The sequence below is a fragment of the Streptomyces sp. NPDC045968 genome (genome assembly GCF_056430475.1).
Window position 1 is genome coordinate 295,699 of sequence record NZ_JBWKLF010000001.1, and the last position, 19,657, is coordinate 315,355.

14 protein-coding genes are annotated in these 19,657 nt (G+C 71.5%); 10 read left to right on the forward strand and 4 right to left on the reverse strand.

The features are described from left to right. Positions 1–41: 41 nt before the first annotated feature. From AC07FA_RS01245 to AC07FA_RS01270, 6 genes are all read left to right on the forward strand, one after another. Positions 42–1,511 carry a sodium:solute symporter family protein gene (locus AC07FA_RS01245; protein WP_479072610.1) on the forward strand — a complete coding sequence of 490 codons (1,470 nt, stop codon included), beginning with the start codon at positions 42–44 and terminating at the stop codon, positions 1,509–1,511. Positions 1,512–1,617: 106 nt separating this feature from the next. Further along, the gene (gene speB, locus AC07FA_RS01250; RefSeq protein WP_479072611.1) at positions 1,618–2,586 is read left to right on the forward strand and encodes an agmatinase; all 969 of its coding nucleotides are present in this window, start codon (positions 1,618–1,620) and stop codon (positions 2,584–2,586) included. Next, positions 2,583–4,265: a thiamine pyrophosphate-binding protein gene (locus tag AC07FA_RS01255; RefSeq protein ID WP_479072612.1), complete on the forward strand. Its 1,683-nt coding sequence runs from the start codon at positions 2,583–2,585 to the stop codon at positions 4,263–4,265. The genes speB and AC07FA_RS01255 overlap by 4 nt, the downstream gene beginning before the upstream one ends. A 139-nt stretch (positions 4,266–4,404) precedes the next feature. Beyond that, positions 4,405–8,133 (forward strand): ABC transporter ATP-binding protein, encoded by a 3,729-nt coding sequence (locus AC07FA_RS01260; RefSeq protein ID WP_479072613.1) that lies wholly within the window; start codon positions 4,405–4,407, stop codon positions 8,131–8,133. An 88-nt stretch (positions 8,134–8,221) separates the two neighbouring features. After that, positions 8,222–8,632, forward strand: a complete 411-nt coding sequence (locus AC07FA_RS01265; RefSeq protein WP_479073408.1) for a hypothetical protein — start codon at positions 8,222–8,224, stop codon at positions 8,630–8,632. Positions 8,633–8,725: 93 nt separating this feature from the next. Beyond that, complete coding sequence (locus AC07FA_RS01270; protein ID WP_479072614.1) at positions 8,726–10,204, forward strand: S28 family serine protease; 1,479 nt, start codon at positions 8,726–8,728, stop codon at positions 10,202–10,204. Between the two features lie 80 nt (positions 10,205–10,284). Here the strand turns inward: AC07FA_RS01270 and AC07FA_RS01275 are convergent, their stop codons facing one another. Together AC07FA_RS01275 and AC07FA_RS01280 are read right to left on the reverse strand one after the other, a co-directional pair. After that, positions 10,285–12,114 (reverse strand): glycoside hydrolase family 3 protein, encoded by a 1,830-nt coding sequence (locus AC07FA_RS01275; protein ID WP_479072615.1) that lies wholly within the window; start codon positions 12,112–12,114, stop codon positions 10,285–10,287. 155 nt (positions 12,115–12,269) lie between these two features. Further along, entirely contained in the window at positions 12,270–13,178 is a 909-nt protein-coding gene (locus tag AC07FA_RS01280; protein ID WP_479072616.1) for a LysR family transcriptional regulator, read from the reverse strand. Positions 13,179–13,313: 135 nt separating this feature from the next. Here AC07FA_RS01280 and AC07FA_RS01285 point away from each other — a divergent pair, with 135 nt between their 5' ends. Continuing rightward, positions 13,314–14,234, forward strand: a complete 921-nt coding sequence (locus AC07FA_RS01285) for an EamA family transporter (RefSeq protein WP_479072617.1) — start codon at positions 13,314–13,316, stop codon at positions 14,232–14,234. Between the two features lies 1 nt (position 14,235). Here the strand turns inward: AC07FA_RS01285 and AC07FA_RS01290 are convergent, their stop codons facing one another. Continuing rightward, complete coding sequence (locus tag AC07FA_RS01290; protein ID WP_479072618.1) at positions 14,236–15,024, reverse strand: sugar phosphate isomerase/epimerase family protein; 789 nt, start codon at positions 15,022–15,024, stop codon at positions 14,236–14,238. Between the two features lie 129 nt (positions 15,025–15,153). Then, positions 15,154–16,248 (reverse strand): LacI family DNA-binding transcriptional regulator, encoded by a 1,095-nt coding sequence (locus tag AC07FA_RS01295; RefSeq protein ID WP_479072619.1) that lies wholly within the window; start codon positions 16,246–16,248, stop codon positions 15,154–15,156. 111 nt (positions 16,249–16,359) lie between these two features. On the opposite strand from AC07FA_RS01295, the gene AC07FA_RS01300 reads away from it, so the two are divergent. From AC07FA_RS01300 to AC07FA_RS01310, 3 genes are read left to right on the forward strand one after another with little or no spacing between them, the layout of a single operon-like run. Then, positions 16,360–17,511, forward strand: coding sequence for a Gfo/Idh/MocA family protein (locus tag AC07FA_RS01300; RefSeq protein WP_479072620.1), 1,152 nt, complete (start codon positions 16,360–16,362; stop codon positions 17,509–17,511). Next, a complete protein-coding gene (locus tag AC07FA_RS01305) occupies positions 17,508–18,650 on the forward strand; it encodes a dihydrodipicolinate synthase family protein (protein WP_479072621.1) in 1,143 nt (380 codons plus the stop codon). The genes AC07FA_RS01300 and AC07FA_RS01305 overlap by 4 nt, the downstream gene beginning before the upstream one ends. Continuing rightward, positions 18,647–19,477: a sugar phosphate isomerase/epimerase family protein gene (locus tag AC07FA_RS01310; protein ID WP_479072622.1), complete on the forward strand. Its 831-nt coding sequence runs from the start codon at positions 18,647–18,649 to the stop codon at positions 19,475–19,477. Before AC07FA_RS01305 ends, AC07FA_RS01310 begins: the two co-directional genes overlap by 4 nt. Positions 19,478–19,657 lie beyond the last annotated feature (180 nt).

The following is a 19,657-nucleotide window of genomic DNA, read 5'->3' on the forward strand; positions in this document are numbered from 1 at the left end:
CCGTCTTCACCAACCTGTTGAGCGAGACGGAGGGAAAGCCCATGGCTGTCGACTACGCCGTGATCGTCGTCTATCTGGCCGGCATGCTCGCCATGGGCTGGTGGGGCATGCGCCGGGCCAAGTCCAAGAGCGAGTTCCTGGTGGCGGGCCGCCGGCTCGGCCCGTGGATGTACTCCGGCACCATGGCCGCCATCGTCCTCGGCGGCGCCTCCACGATCGGCGGCGTCGGCCTCGGCTACCAGTACGGACTCTCCGGCGCCTGGATGGTCTTCACCATCGGCCTCGGGCTCCTCGCCCTGTCCGTCTTCTTCTCGGCCCGCATCGCCCGGCTGAAGGTCTACACCGTCTCCGAGATGCTCGACCTGCGCTACGGCGGCCGGGCCGGAATCATCTCGGGCGTCGTCATGTGGGCGTACACCCTGATGCTCGCGGTCACCTCGACGATCGCGTACGCCACCATCTTCGACGTCCTCTTCGACATGAACCGGACCGTCTCGATCATCCTCGGCGGCGCCATCGTCGTCGCGTACTCGACGCTCGGCGGCATGTGGTCGATCACGCTGACGGACATGGTGCAGTTCGTCGTCAAGACGATCGGGGTGCTGCTGCTCCTGCTCCCCATCGCGGTCGTCAAGGCGGGCGGCTTCAGCGAGATGAAGGCCCAGCTGCCCACCGAGTACTTCGACCCGCTGGGGATCGGCGGCGAGACGATCTTCACGTACGTCCTGATCTACACCTTCGGCATGCTGATCGGCCAGGACATCTGGCAGCGCGTGTTCACCGCCCGCACCGACCGGACGGCCCGCTGGGGCGGCACGGTCGCCGGGACGTACTGCCTCGTGTACGCCATCGCCGGAGCCGTCATCGGAACGGCGGCCAAGGTCATCTATCCGACGCTGCCCAGCGCGGACGCGGCGTTCGCGACCATCGTCAAGGACGAACTGCCGATGGGCGTGCGCGGGCTCGTGCTGGCCGCCGCGCTGGCCGCGGTCATGTCGACGTCCTCCGGCGCGCTGATCGCCTGCGCCACCGTCGCCAACAACGACATCTGGTCGCGGTTGCGGGGGGCGGTCGCCGGGGGCGGCGGCGAGGAGGAGCGCGACGAGGTGAAGGGCAACCGGGCGTTCATCCTGATCATGGGCATCGCCGTCATCCTCATCGCGATCGCGCTCAACAACGTCGTCGAGGCGCTGACCGTGGCGTACAACCTGCTCGTGGCCGGGCTCCTGGTGCCGATCCTGGGCGGACTCCTGTGGCGCCGCGGGACGGCGGAGGGCGCGCTGGCGGCGGTGTCGGTGGGCGGCCTCGCGGTGACCGGGCTGATGGCCGCGTACGGAATCCTCGCCAACGAGCCGGTGTACTACGGCCTGCTGGCCTCGCTCGCGGTGTACGTGATCGTGTCGCTGGCCACGAAGCCGACGGACGCGGCGGTACTGGCCGCCTGGCGCGAGCGGCTGGCGGGGCGGGGAGCGACCGAGCCGGAGCCCGTGAAGGAACCGGCCACCATCTGACCTCTCGTCCTCGGTGGTGTTCGGCGATCGAGGACGCAATCCCCGCTCCGGGGATACCGCACAATCGAAGTAACGTACGAAACCCGAAGGAAAGGCACTCCGCCCCATGAGCAGCAACGAAACGCCGCGCGGTCCCGTCGACTCGTCCCGTGTCCCGCGGTACGCCGGACCCGCGACCTTCGCCCGGCTGCCCCGGCTCGACGAGGTCGGCACCGCCGATGTCGCCGTCGTCGGCGTGCCCTTCGACAGCGGGGTCTCCTACCGCCCCGGCGCCCGCTTCGGCGGCAACGCGATCCGTGAGGCCTCGCGTCTCCTGCGCCCGTACAACCCCGCCCAGGACGCCTCCCCCTTCGCGCTCGCGCAGGTCGCCGACGCCGGTGACATCGCCGCGAACCCGTTCAACATCAACGAGGCCGTCGAGACCGTCGAGGCCGCGGCCGACGAGCTGCTCGGCACCGGCGCCCGTCTGATGACGCTCGGCGGCGACCACACCATCGCGCTGCCCCTGCTGCGCTCCGTCGCCAAGAAGCACGGCCCCGTCGCCCTGCTGCACTTCGACGCGCACCTGGACACCTGGGACACCTACTTCGGCGCCGAGTACACCCACGGCACCCCGTTCCGCCGGGCCGTCGAGGAGGGCATCCTCGACACCGAGGCGCTCTCCCACGTCGGCACGCGCGGCCCGCTGTACGGCAAGCAGGACCTCACCGACGACGCGAAGATGGGCTTCGGCATCGTCACCTCCGCCGATGTCATGCGCCGGGGCGTCGACGAGATCGCCGACCAGCTGCGCCAGCGGATCGGTGACCGTCCGCTCTACATCTCCATCGACATCGACGTCCTGGACCCGGCCCACGCGCCCGGCACCGGAACCCCCGAGGCCGGCGGCCTCACCTCCCGCGAGCTGCTGGAGATCCTGCGCGGGCTCTCCTCCTGCAACCTGGTCTCCGCCGACCTCGTCGAGGTCGCCCCCGCGTACGACCACGCGGAGATCACCTCCGTCGCCGCCTCCCACACGGCGTACGAACTGACCACGATCATGTCCCGCCAGATCGCAGCGGCGCGTACGAAGTGAGCCACGACCACGACGACCGCCCGCGGCTCACCCCCGCGCAGGCCGAGGCGGCGCTCAGCCCGCCGCCCGGCCGCAACGGCGGCGACCTCGTCGTCGAGACGCTCCAGGGCCTCGGCGCCACCACCGTCTTCGGGCTGCCCGGCCAGCACGCGCTCGGCATGTTCGACGCGCTGCGCCGCTCCTCGCTCACGTACGTCGGCCTGCGCGTCGAGAACAACGCGGGCTTCGCCGCCGACGCGTACGGCCGGATCACCGGCGAGGTCGCCCCGCTGCTGCTCTCCACGGGGCCGGGCGCCCTGACCTCCCTGGCCGCGCTCCAGGAGGCGGCCTCCGCCTCCGCCCCCATCCTGGCGATCTCCAGCCAGATCCCGACCGCGGGCCTCGGCGGCGGCCGCCACGGCTATCTGCACGAGCTCCGCGACCAGAAGGCGTCGTTCCGCGACATCGTGAAGTCGGTGCACACCGTGCGTACCGCTTCCCAGATCCCGTCCGCGATCGCGGACGCCTGGGAGTCCGCGCTCACCGCTCCGCACGGTCCGGTCTGGGTGGAGATCCCGCAGGACGTGCTCCTGGCCGAGACCGTCCTGCCGGTCGTGACCGCGATGGACGCCACTCCGCGCGATCTGTACCCGCGCCCCGAGCTGACCGTCGTGGCCGCCCACCTGCTCTCGAACGCCGAGCGGCCGGCGATCGTCGCGGGCGGCGGAGTCGTACGGTCCGACGCGACGGGCAAGCTGCTCGCCCTCGCGGAGAAGATCAACGCCCCGGTCGTCACCACGTTCGGCGGCAAGGGCGCCTTCCCCTGGGAGCACCCGCTGTCCCTGCGCTCCTGGCTGGAGGACCGGCACACCACGGACTTCCTGGAGGACGCGGACGTCCTGCTGGTCGTCGGCTCGGGCCTGGGCGAGCTCTCCTCGAACTACCACACGTTCAGCCCGCGCGGCCGGGTCATCCAGATCGAGGCCGACGCGGGGAAGCTGGAGTCCAACCACCCCGCCCTCGGTATCCACTCCGACGCCCGCGAGGCGCTCGCCGACCTCCTCGACGCGGTCGGGGCACGCGAGGACGGGGCCGCGGCCGACCGGGTGCGTACGGTGCTGGAGAAGGTACGGGCCCGGATCGACGCCCAGGACCTGACCCTGGAGCAGCAGGTCCTCGCCTCGGTGCGCGAGGCGCTGCCCGACACCGCGCCCAGCTTCTGGGACATGACGATCCTCGCCTATTGGGCGTGGTCCGCCTTCGACGCCCGCCACCCGAACACGATGCACTCGGCCCAGGGCGCGGGCGGCCTCGGCTACGGCTTCCCCGCGGCGATCGGCGCGGCGGCGGCCGACCCGACGAACCCGGTCCTCGCGGTCTCCGGCGACGGCGGCGCGATGTACTCGATCGCCGAACTGGCCACGGCCAGGCAGTACGGCCTCCCGGTCACCTGGCTGATCGTCGACGACGGCGGCTACGGCATCCTGCGCGAGTACATGACGGGCGCCTTCGGCGAGGCCACCGGCACGGAACTCTCCCGCCCCGACTTCGTCGCCCTGGCCGAGTCCTTCGGCGTCCCGGCGGTCCGTACGACACCGGAGTCCCTCACCGAGGACCTCACCAAGGCCCTGGCGGCCCCCGGCCCCTCCGTGGTGGTGCTCCCGGCCCTGCTGAGGATGTTCGAACCGACGCACCTGTAGGGCGCCCGGCGGTCCCTTCGTCCCAGGAGCGGCCTGGGCCGAAGGGACCGTTTGTGTTGCGGCGGGATGAAATCCGCTGCTGACCGCGTTGGTGACTTCCGGCAGACCAGGTGGACAGCGGGGCGAACGGGAGGCATCGGTGGAGGGCGCGGAGCAACAGGGGTGGGGACGGCGGCTGGCCGGATACGCATGGCGCTACCGGCGCAATGTGGTGCTGGCGCTCGGTTCCTCGCTCGCCGGCATGGCCGTGATGGCAATCGTCCCGCTGATCACCAAGGTGATCATCGACGACGTGGTCGTCGGCCACACCCGTTCTCTCGCCGTCTGGACCGGGCTGCTCATCGTCGCGGCCGTGCTCGTCTACATCGCCACGTACATCAGGCGCTACTACGGGGGCCGGCTCGCCCTCGACGTCCAGCACGACCTGCGTACCGAGATGTACACGACGATCACCCGGCTCGACGGGAAGCGGCAGGACGAGCTGTCCACGGGACAGGTCGTGGGGCGCGCCACCAGCGACCTCCAGCTGATCCAGGGGCTTCTGTTCATGCTCCCGATGACGATCGGGAACGTCCTGCTCTTCGTCATGTCCCTGGTGATCATGGCGTGGCTCTCGCCGCTCCTCACCCTCGTCGCCCTGGCCGTCGCCCCCGCCCTCTGGTTCATCGCCCGCCGCTCCCGCACCCGCCTCTTCCCCGCCACCTGGTACGCCCAGAGCCAGGCCGCCGCCGTCGCCGGAGTGGTCGACGGCGCCGTCTCCGGGGTCCGGGTCGTCAAGGGATTCGGGCAGGAGGACCAGGAGACCGGCAAGCTGCGCGAGGTCGGACGCCGGCTCTTCGCCGGCCGGCTGCGCACCATCAAGCTGAATTCCCGCTACACCCCGGCACTCCAGGCCGTGCCCGCGCTCGGCCAGGTCGCGATGCTGGCACTCGGCGGCTGGCTCGCCACCCGGGGGGAGATCACCCTCGGTACGTTCGTCGCCTTCTCCACCTACCTCGCCCAGCTCGTCGGCCCGGTCCGGATGCTCGCCATGGTCCTCACCGTCGGCCAGCAGGCCAGGGCCGGCGTGGAACGCGTCCTGGAGCTCATCGACACCGAGCCGACCATGAAGGACGGGACGAAGGAGCTCCCGGCCGACGCCCCGGCGCGCGTCGAGTTCGACGACGTCCGCTTCGGGTACGACGAGGAGCGTCCCGTCCTCGACGGGTTCTCGCTGACCATCGAGCCCGGCGAGACCGTCGCCGTCGTGGGCGCGTCCGGCAGCGGCAAGTCCACCGTCTCGCTCCTGCTGCCCCGCTTCTACGACGTGACGCACGGCGCCGTCCTCGTCGGCGGCCACGACGTCCGCGAGCTCACCCAGGAATCGCTGCGGGCCGCCATCGGGCTGGTGCCTGAGGACAGCTTCCTGTTCTCCGACACGGTCCGGGCCAACATCGCGTACGGATTCCCGGACGCCACCCAGGAGCAGATCGAGGAGGCCGCCCGCTCCGCGCAGGCCCACGGCTTCATCACGGACCTGCCGAAGGGGTACGACACCAAGGTCGGCGAGCACGGGCTCACCCTCTCCGGCGGTCAGCGCCAGCGCGTGGCGCTCGCGCGCGCCATCCTTACCGACCCCCGTCTGCTGCTCCTGGACGACGCCACCTCCGCCGTCGACGCCCGCGTCGAGCACGAGATCCACGAAGCCCTCAAGCAGGTGATGGCGGGCCGCACCACCCTCCTGATCGCCCACCGCCGCTCCACACTCGGCCTCGCCGACCGGATCGCCGTCCTCGACAAGGGCCGGCTCGCCGCCATCGGTACGCACGAGGAGCTGGAGCGTGACTCCGCGCTCTACCGCCGTCTGCTCACCGACCCGGACGAGCTGGGCGCCACCTCGCCCGGCCACCGGCCGGTCAGGGCGGACGTGCGCGAGGACGACCGGACGCTCCAGGAGGAGCTGGAGGCCGAGTTCGACGCCGAGCGCGGCATCACCCCCGAGCTCTGGATCCGCAAGGAGCAGCCGCGCGGCCCGGTGGCGGACGGGATGCCCGCCACCCCCGAGCTGCTGGCCCAGGTCGACGCGCTGCCGCCGGCCACGGACCTCCCGGACATCGACGAGGCGAGCGCCGTACGGGCCGAGGACTCCTACGGCCTGCGCCGGCTGCTGCGCGGCTTCGGGCTGCCGCTGCTGGTGAGCCTGGGACTCGTGGCCGTGGACGCGGGCATGGGCCTGCTCCTGCCCGTACTGATCAGGCACGGCATCGACGAGGGCGTCACCCAGCTGGCGCTCGGCGCGGTCTGGGCGGCCTCCGGGCTCGGCCTCTTCGTCGTGCTCGTGCAGTGGCTCGCGCAGATCGGCGAGACCCGGATGACGGGCCGCACCGGCGAGCGCGTCCTGTACTCGCTGCGCCTCAAGATCTTCGCGCAGCTCCAGCGGCTGGGCCTCGACTACTACGAGCGCGAGCTGACCGGCCGGATCATGACCCGGATGACGACGGACGTGGACGCGCTGTCCACGTTCCTCCAGACCGGTCTGGTCACGGCCTTCGTCTCCGTCGTCACCTTCTTCGGGATCATGGTCGCCCTGCTCGTCCTCGACGTCCAGCTGGCGCTGGTCGTCTTCGCGACGCTGCCCGTGCTGGTCATCGGGACGTTCTTCTTCCGCCGCAAGAGCGTCGCGGCGTACGAGCTGGCCCGTGAGCGGATCAGCGCCGTCAACGCCGACCTCCAGGAGTCCGTGTCCGGTCTGCGCATCGTGCAGGCGTTCCGCCGCGAGCGGGACGGCGCCGAGCGGTACGCCGCGAGCAGCGACCACTACCGCGAGGCCCGGGTGCGCGGCCAGTGGCTGATCTCGGTCTACTTCCCCTTCGTCCAGCTGCTCTCCTCCGTCGCCGCGGCCGCCGTACTGATCGTCGGCGCGGGCCGCGTCGACAACGGGACGCTGACCACCGGGGCGCTGGTCGCGTACCTCCTCTACATCGAGCTGTTCTTCGCCCCCGTGCAGCAGCTCTCCCAGGTCTTCGACGGCTACCAGCAGGCCACCGTCTCCCTCGGCCGCATCCAGGAACTGCTCCAGGAACAGACGTCCACGGCCGACCCCGACGAGCCGCTGGACGTGCTGTCGCTGCGCGGTGAGATCGCCTTCGAGGACGTGTCCTTCGCGTACAACGGCGAGGAGGAGGCGCTCACCGGGATCGATCTGCGCGTCCCGGCGGGCCAGACGGTCGCCTTCGTGGGGGAGACGGGTGCGGGCAAGTCCACCCTCGTCAAGCTCGTCGCCCGGTTCTACGACCCGACGGCGGGCCGGGTCACGGCGGACGGCACCGATCTGCGCAAGCTCGACATGACCGCCTACCGCCACCGGCTCGGAGTCGTACCGCAGGAGGCGTATCTCTTCGCCGGTACGGTCCGCGACGCCATCGCCTACGGTCTGCCGGACGCCACCGACGCGCAGGTGGAGGCGGCGGCTCGGGCGGTCGGCGCGCACGAGATGATCGCCACGCTGGACGGTGGCTATCTGCACGAGGTCTCCGAGCGGGGCCGCAACCTCTCGGCCGGCCAGCGCCAGCTGATCGCGCTCGCCCGCGCCGAACTGGTCGACCCGGACATCCTGTTGCTGGACGAGGCCACGGCCGCGCTGGACCTCGCCACCGAGGCCCTGGTCAACCAGGCCACCGACCGGCTCACCGGCCGCCGCACCACCCTGGTCGTCGCCCACCGGCTGACCACGGCGGCCCGCGCCGACCGGGTCGTCGTGATGGACCACGGCCGGGTCGTGGAGGACGGCACCCATGACGAGCTGCTGGCCAGGGGCGGTCAGTACGCCCGGCTGTGGCGCACGTTCATCGGGGAGGACGAACCGGTTCCCGACTCGTCCGTCGTGTGACGGCCGTCTTCATGCAACCTTCGGACGACCACCCGCGTCGTACGCATGTACGTGCACGTCTCGGGTAGGGCCAATGTGTTCGATGGGGATGGTGAGACCGCTGAGGTCATCGAGACCACCAGGATCCGCAGGAAAGCGTGTCCTGGCGTATCTGCTCGTCCTGCCGTTGCTGGCGTCCCTCGCCCTCACCCTCGACACACCCGCCCAGGCGGCAGGTCCCTGCACCGGACGGCCCGCGAAGACGGTGCCCTTCGCCAAGGGTGAGCTGCGCGTCTACAAGAGCCGCTCCTACGTCTGCGCGGTCACCGTCGCCAAGAGGCCCGGCACCCGCCGCGCGATGAGCGTCAAGCTCCAGGCGCGCGGCGGCCGGCCGGTCGTCGACAAGGGCCGGTACACGACGAGGGCCGGCCCGGTGACGGTCTACGCGCTCAACCGCTGCGTCCGTGCGACGGGCGCCGTCGCGGGCAGTTCGGGCTCGACCGGATGGATTCTCTGCTGACGCCCAGTTGAAAGATCGGACCACCGGGTCTGGCGTGGCACGTGTTGCCCCCGCTAGGTTCACGGCGAATGTCGTGAATCAAGGGGAGGGTGCATGCGCAAGGCGCTCAGAGGGGTTCTGTCGCTCGCGGTGCTCATAGGCACTGTCAGTGCGACGGGGGCCTCGGCCGGTGCGGCCACCGCCGCGGAACCGACCGCGACGCAGAGCAGCACGATCAGCAGCGAAGCAAGCAGCGAGGACATCAAGGACCGCATCCTGGCCATCCCGGGGATGAGTCTGATCCAGGAGAAGCCGTATCCCGGATACCGCTACTTCGTCCTCAACTACACCCAGCCGGTGGACCACCGGAACCCGTCCAAGGGCACGTTCCAGCAGCGCGTCACCCTGCTGCACAAGGACACGAGCCGGCCGACGGTCTTCTTCACCAGTGGCTACAACGTCTCCACCAACCCCAGCCGCAGTGAGCCGACGCAGATCATCGACGGCAACCAGGTGTCGCTGGAGTACCGCTTCTTCACCCCGTCCCGCCCGGCGCCCGCCGACTGGTCCAAGCTGGACATCTGGCAGGCCGCCAGCGACCAGCACCGGGTCTTCAAGGCGCTGAAGCAGATCTACACCAAGAACTGGCTGACCACGGGCGGTTCGAAGGGCGGTATGACCGCCACGTACTTCGAGCGCTTCTACCCGAAGGACATGGACGGCGTCGTCGCCTACGTCGCGCCCAACGACGTGGTGAACAAGGAGGACTCGGCGTACGACCGGTTCTTCGAGAACGTCGGCACCCAGGACTGCCGCGACCGGCTGGCCGGGGTGCAGCGCGAGGCGCTCGTCCGGCGTGAGCCGCTGGAGAAGAAGTACGAGGCGTACGCCGCCGAGAACGGCTACACCTTCAACACCGTCGGCTCGCTCGACAAGGCGTACGAGGCCGTGGTCATGGACTACGTCTGGGCGTTCTGGCAGTACAGCCTCGTCTCCGACTGCGAGGCCGTTCCGGCCGACGCGGCCAACGCCACCGACGAGGCGATCTGGGACTCGGTCGACGGCATCTCCGGATTCTCCGCCTACGCCGACCAGGGCCTGGGGAACTACACGCCGTACTACTACCAGGCGGGCACCCAGCTCGGATCGCCGGACATCAAGCAGCCGTGGCTCGGCGACCTGAGCCGGTACGGCTACCAGCCGCCGCGCAACTTCGTGCCGCGGGACATCCCGATGAGGTTCCAGCCGTCGGCGATGCGGGACGTGGACAGCTGGGTCCGGCACAACGCCAACCGGATGATGTACGTCTACGGCGAGAACGACCCGTGGGGTGCGGAGCCCTTCCGCCTCGGCGCGGGCGCCCGTGACAGCCACGTCTACACCGTGCCGGGCGGCAACCACGGCGCCAAGGTGTCCGGCCTCGTCGCCGACGAGAAGGCCGAGGCCGTCGCCGCCATCCTGCGCTGGGCCGGAGTCGCCCCGGCGGCCGTCCAGGCCGACCCGGCGAAGGCGAAGCCGCTCGCCCCGTACGACGCGCGCCTGGACAAGCGGGACGCGAAGACCGAGCGGGGCCAGGGCACACTGCGTCCGTGACGCCCTGACACCGCGACGGGCTGCGCCCGCCGGGTTCCGTACCTCGGACCCGGCGGGCGCAGCCCGTCGGCGTTTCCGGCCTAGTACGACAGCCCGTAACCCACCGGGTGGAGCACCTGCGCCGGGTCGTCCGCGCGCTGGACCGGCACCGGCAGCGTGCCCTCCGGACGGGCGACGCCCGCGATGACCCGTACCGCCGCCCGCAGTTCGACATCGGTCCAGGAGTACGTGGCGAGGCTCGCCGCGTATCCGGTCCCGTCGAGCCGGGCGATGTCGTACGGATTGCGGATGGCGACGGTGATCACCGGGACGCCGGTCGCCGCGAGCGCGCTGACCAGCGTGCGCTGCGAGCTGGTCATCGAGACGTTGTACGTGCCCACGACCACCGCGTCCTTGCCCCGTGCCGCAGCCACCGCCTCGGCGATCTTCGCCTGGGTGGGGGCCGTGCCGGTGGACAGGGCGGTCGCCGTGTACCCGAGCTCGGTGAAGGCCGCGGCGAGCGTGCCGGTCGGCGGGCCCGTCGTGCCGGACGGCGAGGCCGGATCGGCGCCGACCACCAGGAGGTTCCGGTGGGAGAGGCGCGAAAGGGGCAGCAGCGAACCGGAGTTGGCAAGCAGGGTGGTCGTGTGCTCGGCGATCCGGTCGGCGGCGGCGAGATGGGACCGGGTGCCGACGACCCTGTCCACGCCCTGGCTGCTGACGAACGGGTCGCGGAACAGCCCGAGCTTCGCCTTCAGCCGCAGGATGCGCAGGATCGACTCCTCGATCCGCGCCTCGCTGATCTCACCGCTCCTGACGGCCGCCAGGACGGCGTTCCAGGCGACGGCGAGGTCCGGCGGGTTCAGCAGCTGGTCGACCCCCGCCTTGAGCGCGAGCACGGGCACACGGTCGTCGCCGTACTTCGTCCGCACGCCCTCCATGTTCAGCGCGTCGGTGACCACGACACCGTCGTAACCCAGCTCCTCGCGCAGCACCCCGGTGAGGATCGGGTGCGAGAGCGTGGCCGGGTCCTCCGAGGGGTCGAGCGCGGGCACCACGATGTGCGCGGTCATGATCGAGTCGATGCCCGCGGCGATCGCCGCCCGGAACGGCGGGGCGTCCAGCTCGGCCCACTGTTCACGGGTGTGGTGGATGTACGGGATGCCGGTGTGGCTGTCGGTGTTGGTGTCGCCGTGCCCGGGGAAGTGCTTGGCCGTGGCGGCGACGCCGGCGCTCTGATACCCCTTCACCTGGGCGGCGACGAGACCGGCCACCGACTGCGGGTCGGAGCCGAAGGAGCGTACGCCGATCACCGGGTTGGCCGGGTTGACGTTGACGTCGGCGTCCGGCGCGTAGTTCTGCCGGATGCCGAGAGCGGCCAGTTCGGAGCCCGCGATGCGGCCCGCGAGCCGGGCGTCGGAGAGGGAACCGCCCGCGCCCAGCGCCATCGCGCCGGGCATCAGTGTGGCGGGTTCGCCGACCCGGCAGACGATGCCGTGCTCCTGGTCGGTGGAGATCAGCAGCGGCACGGGTGTGCGGCCGGCGAGCCCGGCCCGCTGGATGCCGTTGGAGAGCTGGGCGATCTGGTGCGGGTCACGGGTGTTGTGCGCCCAGGCGAAGTAGATGATCCCGCCGACGTGGTACGTGGAGATCAGCTCGGCCGCCGTGCGCACCCCGATCTCGGTGAGGTTGGCGTCGATGTCGGCCTGGTCGGGATCGGTGGCGGAGTGCCCGTACACCCGCATCACGAAGAGCTGGCCGACTTTCTCCTCCAGACTCATCCCGGAGACGATCCGCCGGAGGCGGTCGTGCGTGGCGGCGCTGACGGACTCCTCGGCAGCGGCGCCGGGGGCGACGGCGCCTGTCGCGGCTGCCGCTGCGGTGACCGCGGCGGCGGTGAGGAGGGCGCGTCGGGAGGTGCGGTGGTGCACGTGAGCTCCTTCCGGTACTGAAAGAAACTTCCAAGACTGTACGGATATATGGAAAGTAACTACCAGTCAAGGGTGTCGCCGGAGAAGGCGCGGCATAAATCAAGCCCGTCAGGCGATTGCGGACGAAACGACGCCCCCGGGGCCGTGCGCCCGCGTCACGTCAGCCCCGCCGCCGCACCCCGTACGCGCAACGCGTCCACCGCCGCCGTGATCGCGGGGCGCCGCGCGGCCTCCGTGCGCCACAGCGCGTACAGCCGCCGCACCGGTACGGGATCGAGCCGCACCGCCACCACGCCCGCCGGCAGCGGCCCCCGCCCCAGCCGGGGGATCATCGCCACCCCGAGACCGGCGGAGACCAGGGCCAGCTGGGTGTGGTTCTCCTCGGCCTGGTGCCTGATGTCCGGCTCGTACCCCGCCGCGCGCAACGTCCGCACCAGCCAGTCGTGACAGACCGTCCCCGGTGGCTGGCAGATCCACCGCTCCCCGGCCAGCTCCGCGCGGCGTACCGCCTCGCGGCCGGCCAGCGGATGGCCCTCCGGCACGAGCAGATCGCACCGGTCGTCCCCGATCACGGCCTGCGCGACGCCTTCCGGAGCGGGCAGCGGGGCGATGTCCCAGTCGTGCGCGACCGCCAGATCGATCACACCCCTGGCCACCAGATCGACCGAGAGATGCGGATCGACCTCGGTGAGCCGGGCCTCCAGCGCCGGATGCTCCCGGTCCAGCTCCGCCAGTACGCCCGGTAGCAGCCCGCGCGCCGCCGAGGCGAACGCCCCGATCGAGAGCCGCCCCGTGGGCAGCCCCCTGCGCTCCTCCAGCGTCGTCTCCGCCTGCTCCACGATCGCCAGCAACTGCTGGGCGGCGGCGGCCAGATGCAGCGCCTCCTCGGTCAGCGCGACCCCGCGCCCGCGGCGTTCGAGCAGCGTCGTGCGGGTCTCCCGCTCCAGCTTGGTGATCTGCTGCGAGACGGCCGACGGGGTGTAGCCGAGCGCGGCGGCGGCGCCCGCGACGGAACCGTGCACGGAGATCGCGTGGAGGGCGCGCAGCCGGGGGAGATCGAGCACCGGAACCTCGCAGACCGAAGGGACCCGTGAGCGGGGTGCGGCGGACAGGCCGCGGGAAAGCGTTAGCGACGCTCAATTGCACCATGAAGAAATCCGCGCTGGTGCTACATGGTCCGTGGGCTCGATCCTCGATGCATGCGTCCCCTCCACATCGCCCTGGCCGCGCTGGTCGCCGCCGTCTGGGGTGTGAACTTCGTCGTCATCGAGATCGGCCTCGACCACTTCCCGCCGCTGCTCTTCTCCGCCCTGCGCTTCCTCGTCGCGGCCCTGCCCGCGGTGTTCCTCGTCGGGCGGCCCACCGTCGCCTGGAAGTGGATCATCGGCGTCGGCCTGGTCCTCGGAGTGGCGAAGTTCGGGCTGCTCTTCATCGGCATGGACCAGGGGATGCCCGCCGGGCTCTCCTCGCTCGTCCTCCAGGTCCAGGCGGTCTTCACGGCGCTCTTCGCCGCCCTCGCGCTGGGTGAGCGGCCGGGCGGGGTGCGGGTGCTGGGCATGACCGTCGCGCTCGCCGGCATCGGTGTGGCCGCGGTCGACGAGGGGGCGGGCGGCCCTGTGCTCGCGTTCGTCCTGGTGATCGCGGCAGCGGCCTGCTGGGGCGTGTCGAACGTGCTGACCCGCAAGGCCGCGCCGTCCGACTCCCTCAACTTCATGGTGTGGGTCTCCACCGTGCCCGTACTGCCGCTGCTGGGCCTCTCCCTGCTCTTCGAGGGCTGGGACCGCGACGCCGAGGCGCTGGCCGCCCTCGACTGGAGCGGCGTCGGCATCATCGTCTACGTCGCGTGGATCACGACGGTCTTCGGCTTCGGGGCCTGGGGCTTCCTCCTGCGCCACCACCCGGCCTCGTCCGTCGCCCCGTTCACCCTGCTCGTACCGGTCTTCGGGATGTCCTCGGCCGCGCTGCTGCTCGACGAGCCGGTGAGCCCGTTGCGCTGGTGCGCGGCGGCGCTGCTCGTCGGCGGGGTGGCGCTGACCTCCCTGGCGGGAGTGCGCCGCCCGCGCCAGGCGCCGCCCGTGCCGTCGGAGTCACCGGCGGCACGGTCCGGCCTCCTGCTCTGACCTACTGCTTCGGCGCTCCCAGCCGCAGCAGGTGCTCGCGCCCCGCGGCCAGCAGTCCGGGCAGCTCCGCCGCCTCCGGGTGCCAGCGCTTCTCGTACTCCCAGCAGACCCAGCTGTCCGGGTCCAGCGTGTCCAGGCAGGCGCCCAGCGGCAGTACGCCCGCGCCCAGCGGCAGGGGGGCGGTGTGGTCCGCCGACGCGATGTCCTTCACCTGTACGTAGCCCAGGTGAGGGGCCAGGACCGCATGGCTGGCGGCCGGTTCCTCGCCCGCCAGCCAGGTGTGCATGACGTCCCAGAGCGCGCCGATGTGCTTGTGCCCGACGGCCCCCACCACCCGGGCGACGTCCGCGCCCGCCCGGTGCGAGTCGTGGGTCTCCAGCAGGATGCGTACGTCGTGGTCGGCGGCGTGCGGAGCGGCGGCGCCGAGCCGGCGGGCGGCCGCGGCGTCGGCCTGGCCGGTGTCCTGGTCACCGCCACCGGGGAACACCCGGACGTTCCGCGCGCCCAGGTCCCGGGCCAGCTCGACCAGCTGGGCGAGCTCGTCGATCACGGGCTCGTCGGCACCCTCGGCCGCCACGCGTACGTATCCGGCGAGGGCCAGGATCTCCACCCCGCCCCGCTCGAACTCCTCGACCACACCGGCGCGTTCGGCCGGTGAGAGCCCCAGGTGGACCGGCTCCTCCGGGTGGGTGCGCAGCTCCACCCCCTGGTAACCGTGTCCTGCGGCGAGCCGGACGACGTCGGCGATCGGCGTCCCCGGCACTCCGAGGGTCGAGAATGCGAGCTTCACGTGCGTGTTCCTTCCGTCGGTCCGTGTACGGGTATCCGGGGTCCGGAGGGCGGAAACCTCAACGGGGTCCGGGGCCCGGAGGCGGAAAGCTCAGCGGGGTCCGGGGTCCGGGGCCCGGAGGCGGAAACCTCAGCCCACCCGCGGCGGCGCCGTCGAGCCCCGCACCATCAGTTCGGCCGTGATCGTCGCGATACCGCCGGGCGGCGGGGTCTCCTTGCCCATCGCGAGCCGGCCCGCCCGCGCCCCCGCCTCGAACAGCGGCAGCCGTACGGTCGTCAGCGCGGGAACCGCGTCCACCGAGAACGGCAGATCGTCGAAACCGGCCACCGAGACGTCCTCGGGGATACGCAGCCCCTGCTCGCGGACCGCGGCCCCGGCGCCCAGCGCCACCGTGTCGTTGGCGGCGACGATCGCCGTCACGCCTGGTTCGCGGCGCAGGAGTTCGAGCGTGGCCTCGTAGCCGGAACGGCGGTCGTAGGGGCCGTGGACGGTGAGGCGTTCCAGGTCGGGATGGCGCCCGGCGTCGCTCCCGTCCCCGTACAGCCCCGCCGCCCGCATCGCCTCGCGGTGGCCCTCCAGGCGGTGGCGGGTGGTCGTGCGTTCGCGGGGGCCGGCGACGTAGCCGATCCGCCGGTGGCCGAGCGAGATGAGGTGCTCGGTCAGGCGCCGGCCGCCGCCCCGGTTGTCGAAGGCCAGGGAGGCGGTGACGGCGTCGCTGCCCGGCAGCGGGGGCCGCCCGCAGAAGACGATCCGGGTGCCCGCGTCCGCGAGCCTGGTCAGTTTCGCGGACATAGCGGCCTGGTGGACCGAGTCCTCCAGCGCACCGCCGGTCAGGACCACGGCCGCGGCGCGCTGGCGCTGGAGCAGGGTGAGGTAGGTCAGCTCGCGTGCGGGGGAGCCGCCCGTGTTGCAGACGACGGCGAGCTTCTCGCCGCCGGCCCGGCCGGAACCGTCGCCCGGGCCGCCGATCTCGGACTGGGCCGCCCCGGCCATGATCCCGAAGAACGGGTCGGCGATGTCGTTGACCAGGATGCCGACGAGGTCGGAGGTGGCCGCGGCGAGCGAGCTGGCCGGGCCGTTGAGCACGTAGTCCAGGTCGTCCACCGCGCGCAGGACCCGCTCGCGCGTCGAGGCGGCGACCGGGTAGTTGCCGTTCAGGACGCGGGAGACGGTGGCCGGGGACACCCGGGCGCGAGCCGCCACGTCCGCCAGGGTGACTGTCATCGCTTTCCTCCGAGGAGTAATCAGAGCGCCCCCTCTTGTCCGGGTCGCTGTCGGCAGGCTAGCGTCATACCGCATAGAAAGCGCTTGCTACGGCTGTATGGAGGGAACTTCGTGACACGCAGGACAGTGCGCATCGCCATGAACGGCGTCACGGGTCGCATGGGATACCGGCAGCACCTGGTGCGCTCGATCCTCGCGATCCGCGAGCAGGGCGGCCTCGACCTCGGCGGCGGCGAGGTGCTGTGGCCCGAACCGGTACTCGTCGGCCGCAGAGCCCACGCCCTGGAGGAGATGGCCGCGCGGCACGGCCTCACCGAGTGGTCGACCGACCTGGACGCGGTGCTCGCCGACGACACCATCGACATCTACTTCGACGCCCAGGTCACCTCGGCCCGTGTCGAGGCGATCAAGAAGGCCGTCGCGGCCGGCAAGCACATCTACACCGAGAAGCCCACCGCCACGGACGTCGAAGGCGCCCTGGACCTGGCCCGGCTGGCCCGTGACGCCGGGATCAAGCACGGCGTGGTCCAGGACAAGATCTTCCTGCCGGGCCTGATGAAGCTGAAGCGCCTCATCGACGGCGGCTTCTTCGGCGAGATCCTGTCCATCCGCGGCGAGTTCGGCTACTGGGTCTTCGAAGGCGACTGGCAGGACGCCCAGCGCCCTTCGTGGAACTACCGCGCCGAGGACGGCGGCGGCATCGTCGTCGACATGTTCCCGCACTGGGAGTACGTGCTGCACGAGCTGTTCGGCCAGGTCACCACCGTCCAGGCGCACGTGCAGACGCACATCCCGCAGCGCTGGGACGAGCAGGGCAAGCCGTACACCGCCACGGCCGACGACGCCGCCTACGGCATCTTCCAGCTGGCGAGCGGCGCGGTCGCCCAGATCAACTCCTCCTGGGCGGTGCGCGTCAACCGCGACGAGCTCGTCGAGTTCCAGGTGGACGGCACCCACGGCTCCGCCGTCGCCGGACTGCGCAACTGCCGCGTCCAGCACCGCTCGGCCACCCCCAAGCCGGTCTGGAACCCGGACCTCCCGGTCACCGAGTCCTTCCGCGACCAGTGGCAGGAAGTCCCCGACAACGCCGTCTTCGACAACGGCTTCAAGGCCCAGTGGGAGCTGTTCCTGCGCCACATCGTGCTCGAGGAGCCCTACACCTGGGACCTGATGGCCGGTGCGCGCGGCGTCCAGCTCGCCGAGCTCGGCCTGAAGTCCTCCGCCGAGGGCCGGCGCTTCGACGTGCCGGAGCTGACGCTGTGACGATCCACCTCCCGCAGGGCCCGTACGAGCCGCGCGCCACCCCGCTCGACCTCGCGCCGGGCAAGGCCCCGCTCACCTCCCGTACGGTCTTCTCCGCCGCCCATGTCGTCGCCGACCCGTACGCCGACATCAGCCCGGACGCGGCGGCGGCCGTCGACTGGGACGCCACCCTCGCCTTCCGCCGCCACCTCTGGTCGCACGGCCTGGGTGTCGCCGAGGCCATGGACACCGCGCAGCGCGGCATGGGCCTGGACTGGGCGGGCGCGGCCGAGCTGATCCGCCGTTCGGCGGCCGAGGCGAGGGCGGTCGGCGGGCGCATCGCCTGCGGCGTGGGAACCGACCAGCTCACCGGCCCCGCGAGCCTGGCCGAGGTGCGTGCGGCGTACGAGGAGCAGCTCGCCCTCGTCGAGGAGAGCGGCGCCCAGGCCATCCTGATGGCCTCCCGCGCGCTCGCCGCGGCCGCGAAGGGGCCCGAGGACTACCTGGAGACGTACGCCCATCTCCTGCGGCAGGCCACGGAACCGGTCGTCCTGCACTGGCTCGGCCCGATGTTCGATCCCGCGCTGGACGGCTACTGGGGCAGCACGGACCTCGACGCCGCCACCGACACCTTCCTCAAGGTCATCGCGGAACACCCCGACAAGATCGACGGCATCAAGATCTCCCTCCTGGACGCCGAGCGCGAGATCGATGTCCGGCGCCGTCTTCCCGGCGGGGTGCGCTGCTACACCGGCGACGACTTCAACTACCCCGAGCTGATCGCGGGCGACGAGCGGGGCTTCAGCCACGCGCTGCTCGGCATCTTCGACCCCCTGGGCCCGCTGGCCGCGCACGCGGTACGGGTGCTGGACACGGGGGACACGGAGGGGTTCCGCGAACTCCTCGACCCGACGGTCGAGTTGTCGCGCCACCTCTTCCAGGCGCCCACCCGCTTCTACAAGACGGGTGTCGTCCTCCTGGCCTGGCTGGCCGGACACCAGGAGCACTTCACGATGGTCGGCGGACTGCAGTCCGCGCGCTCGCTGCCGCACCTGGCGAAGGCGTACGAACTGGCGGACCGGCTCGGCCTGTTCCCCGATCCGGAGCTGGCCGAATCCCGGATGCGCGCGCTGCTGACGGTCCACGGAGGAGCACGATGAGCGATCTCGGCCGACTGAGCATCAACCAGGAGACCATCAAGCAGTGGTCCCTGCCCGAGCTCGCCGAAGGCTGCGTCAAGGCGGGCATCGGCCAGGTCGGGCTGTGGCGGGCGCCGGTCCAGGAGTACGGGGTGGAGCGCGCCGCGACGCTGATGAAGGACGCGGGCCTCACCGTCACGAGCCTGTGCCGCGGCGGCTTCCTCACCGCCACCGACCCGGCCGAACGCGCCCGTGCCCTGGACGACAACCGGGCGGCGGTCGACGAGGCGGCCGGCCTGTCCACCGACACCCTGGTCCTGGTCTCCGGCGGGCTCCCGGCCGGCAGCCGTGACCTGTACGGCGCCCGCGAGCGCATCGCGGACGCCCTCGCCGAGCTGGCCCCGTACGCGGCGGAGCGCGGCGTGCGCCTGGCCATCGAACCGCTGCACCCGATGTTCGCGTCGGACCGCTGCGTGGTCTCCACCCTGTCCCAGGCCCTGGACATCGCGGAGCGCTTCCCCGCCGAGCAGGTCGGGGTGGTCGTCGACACGTACCACGTCTGGTGGGACGACCAGGCGCCCGCCCAGATCGCCCGGGCGGGCGCGGGCGGACGCATCCATTCCTTCCAGCTCGCGGACTGGATCACTCCCCTTCCGGCCGGGGTGCTGCTGGGCCGTGGGCAGCTGGGTGAGGGTAGCGTGGACTTCCGTGCCTTCCGGCACCTGGTCGAGGCCGAGGGCTTCACGGGACCGATCGAGGTGGAGATCTTCAACGAGTCCCTGTGGGTCCGTGACGGAGCCGAAGTCCTCGCCGAAGTGGCCGCCCGGTACCTGGAACACGCCTGCTGAGAGACCTGGGAGAGCCCGGGAACGATCAAAGGTAAAGAGATCGTAAAGGGATGCAACCTTTACGTACCTTGCCGGGTCGTACTCAGCGTCGGGACTTCTGGGGAGGGGTCCGGGGGGACGGGAAGCCCGACGGGAGGGGAAAGCGAGGGGGGTCCGGCCGAGAGGCCGGGCCCCATTCCG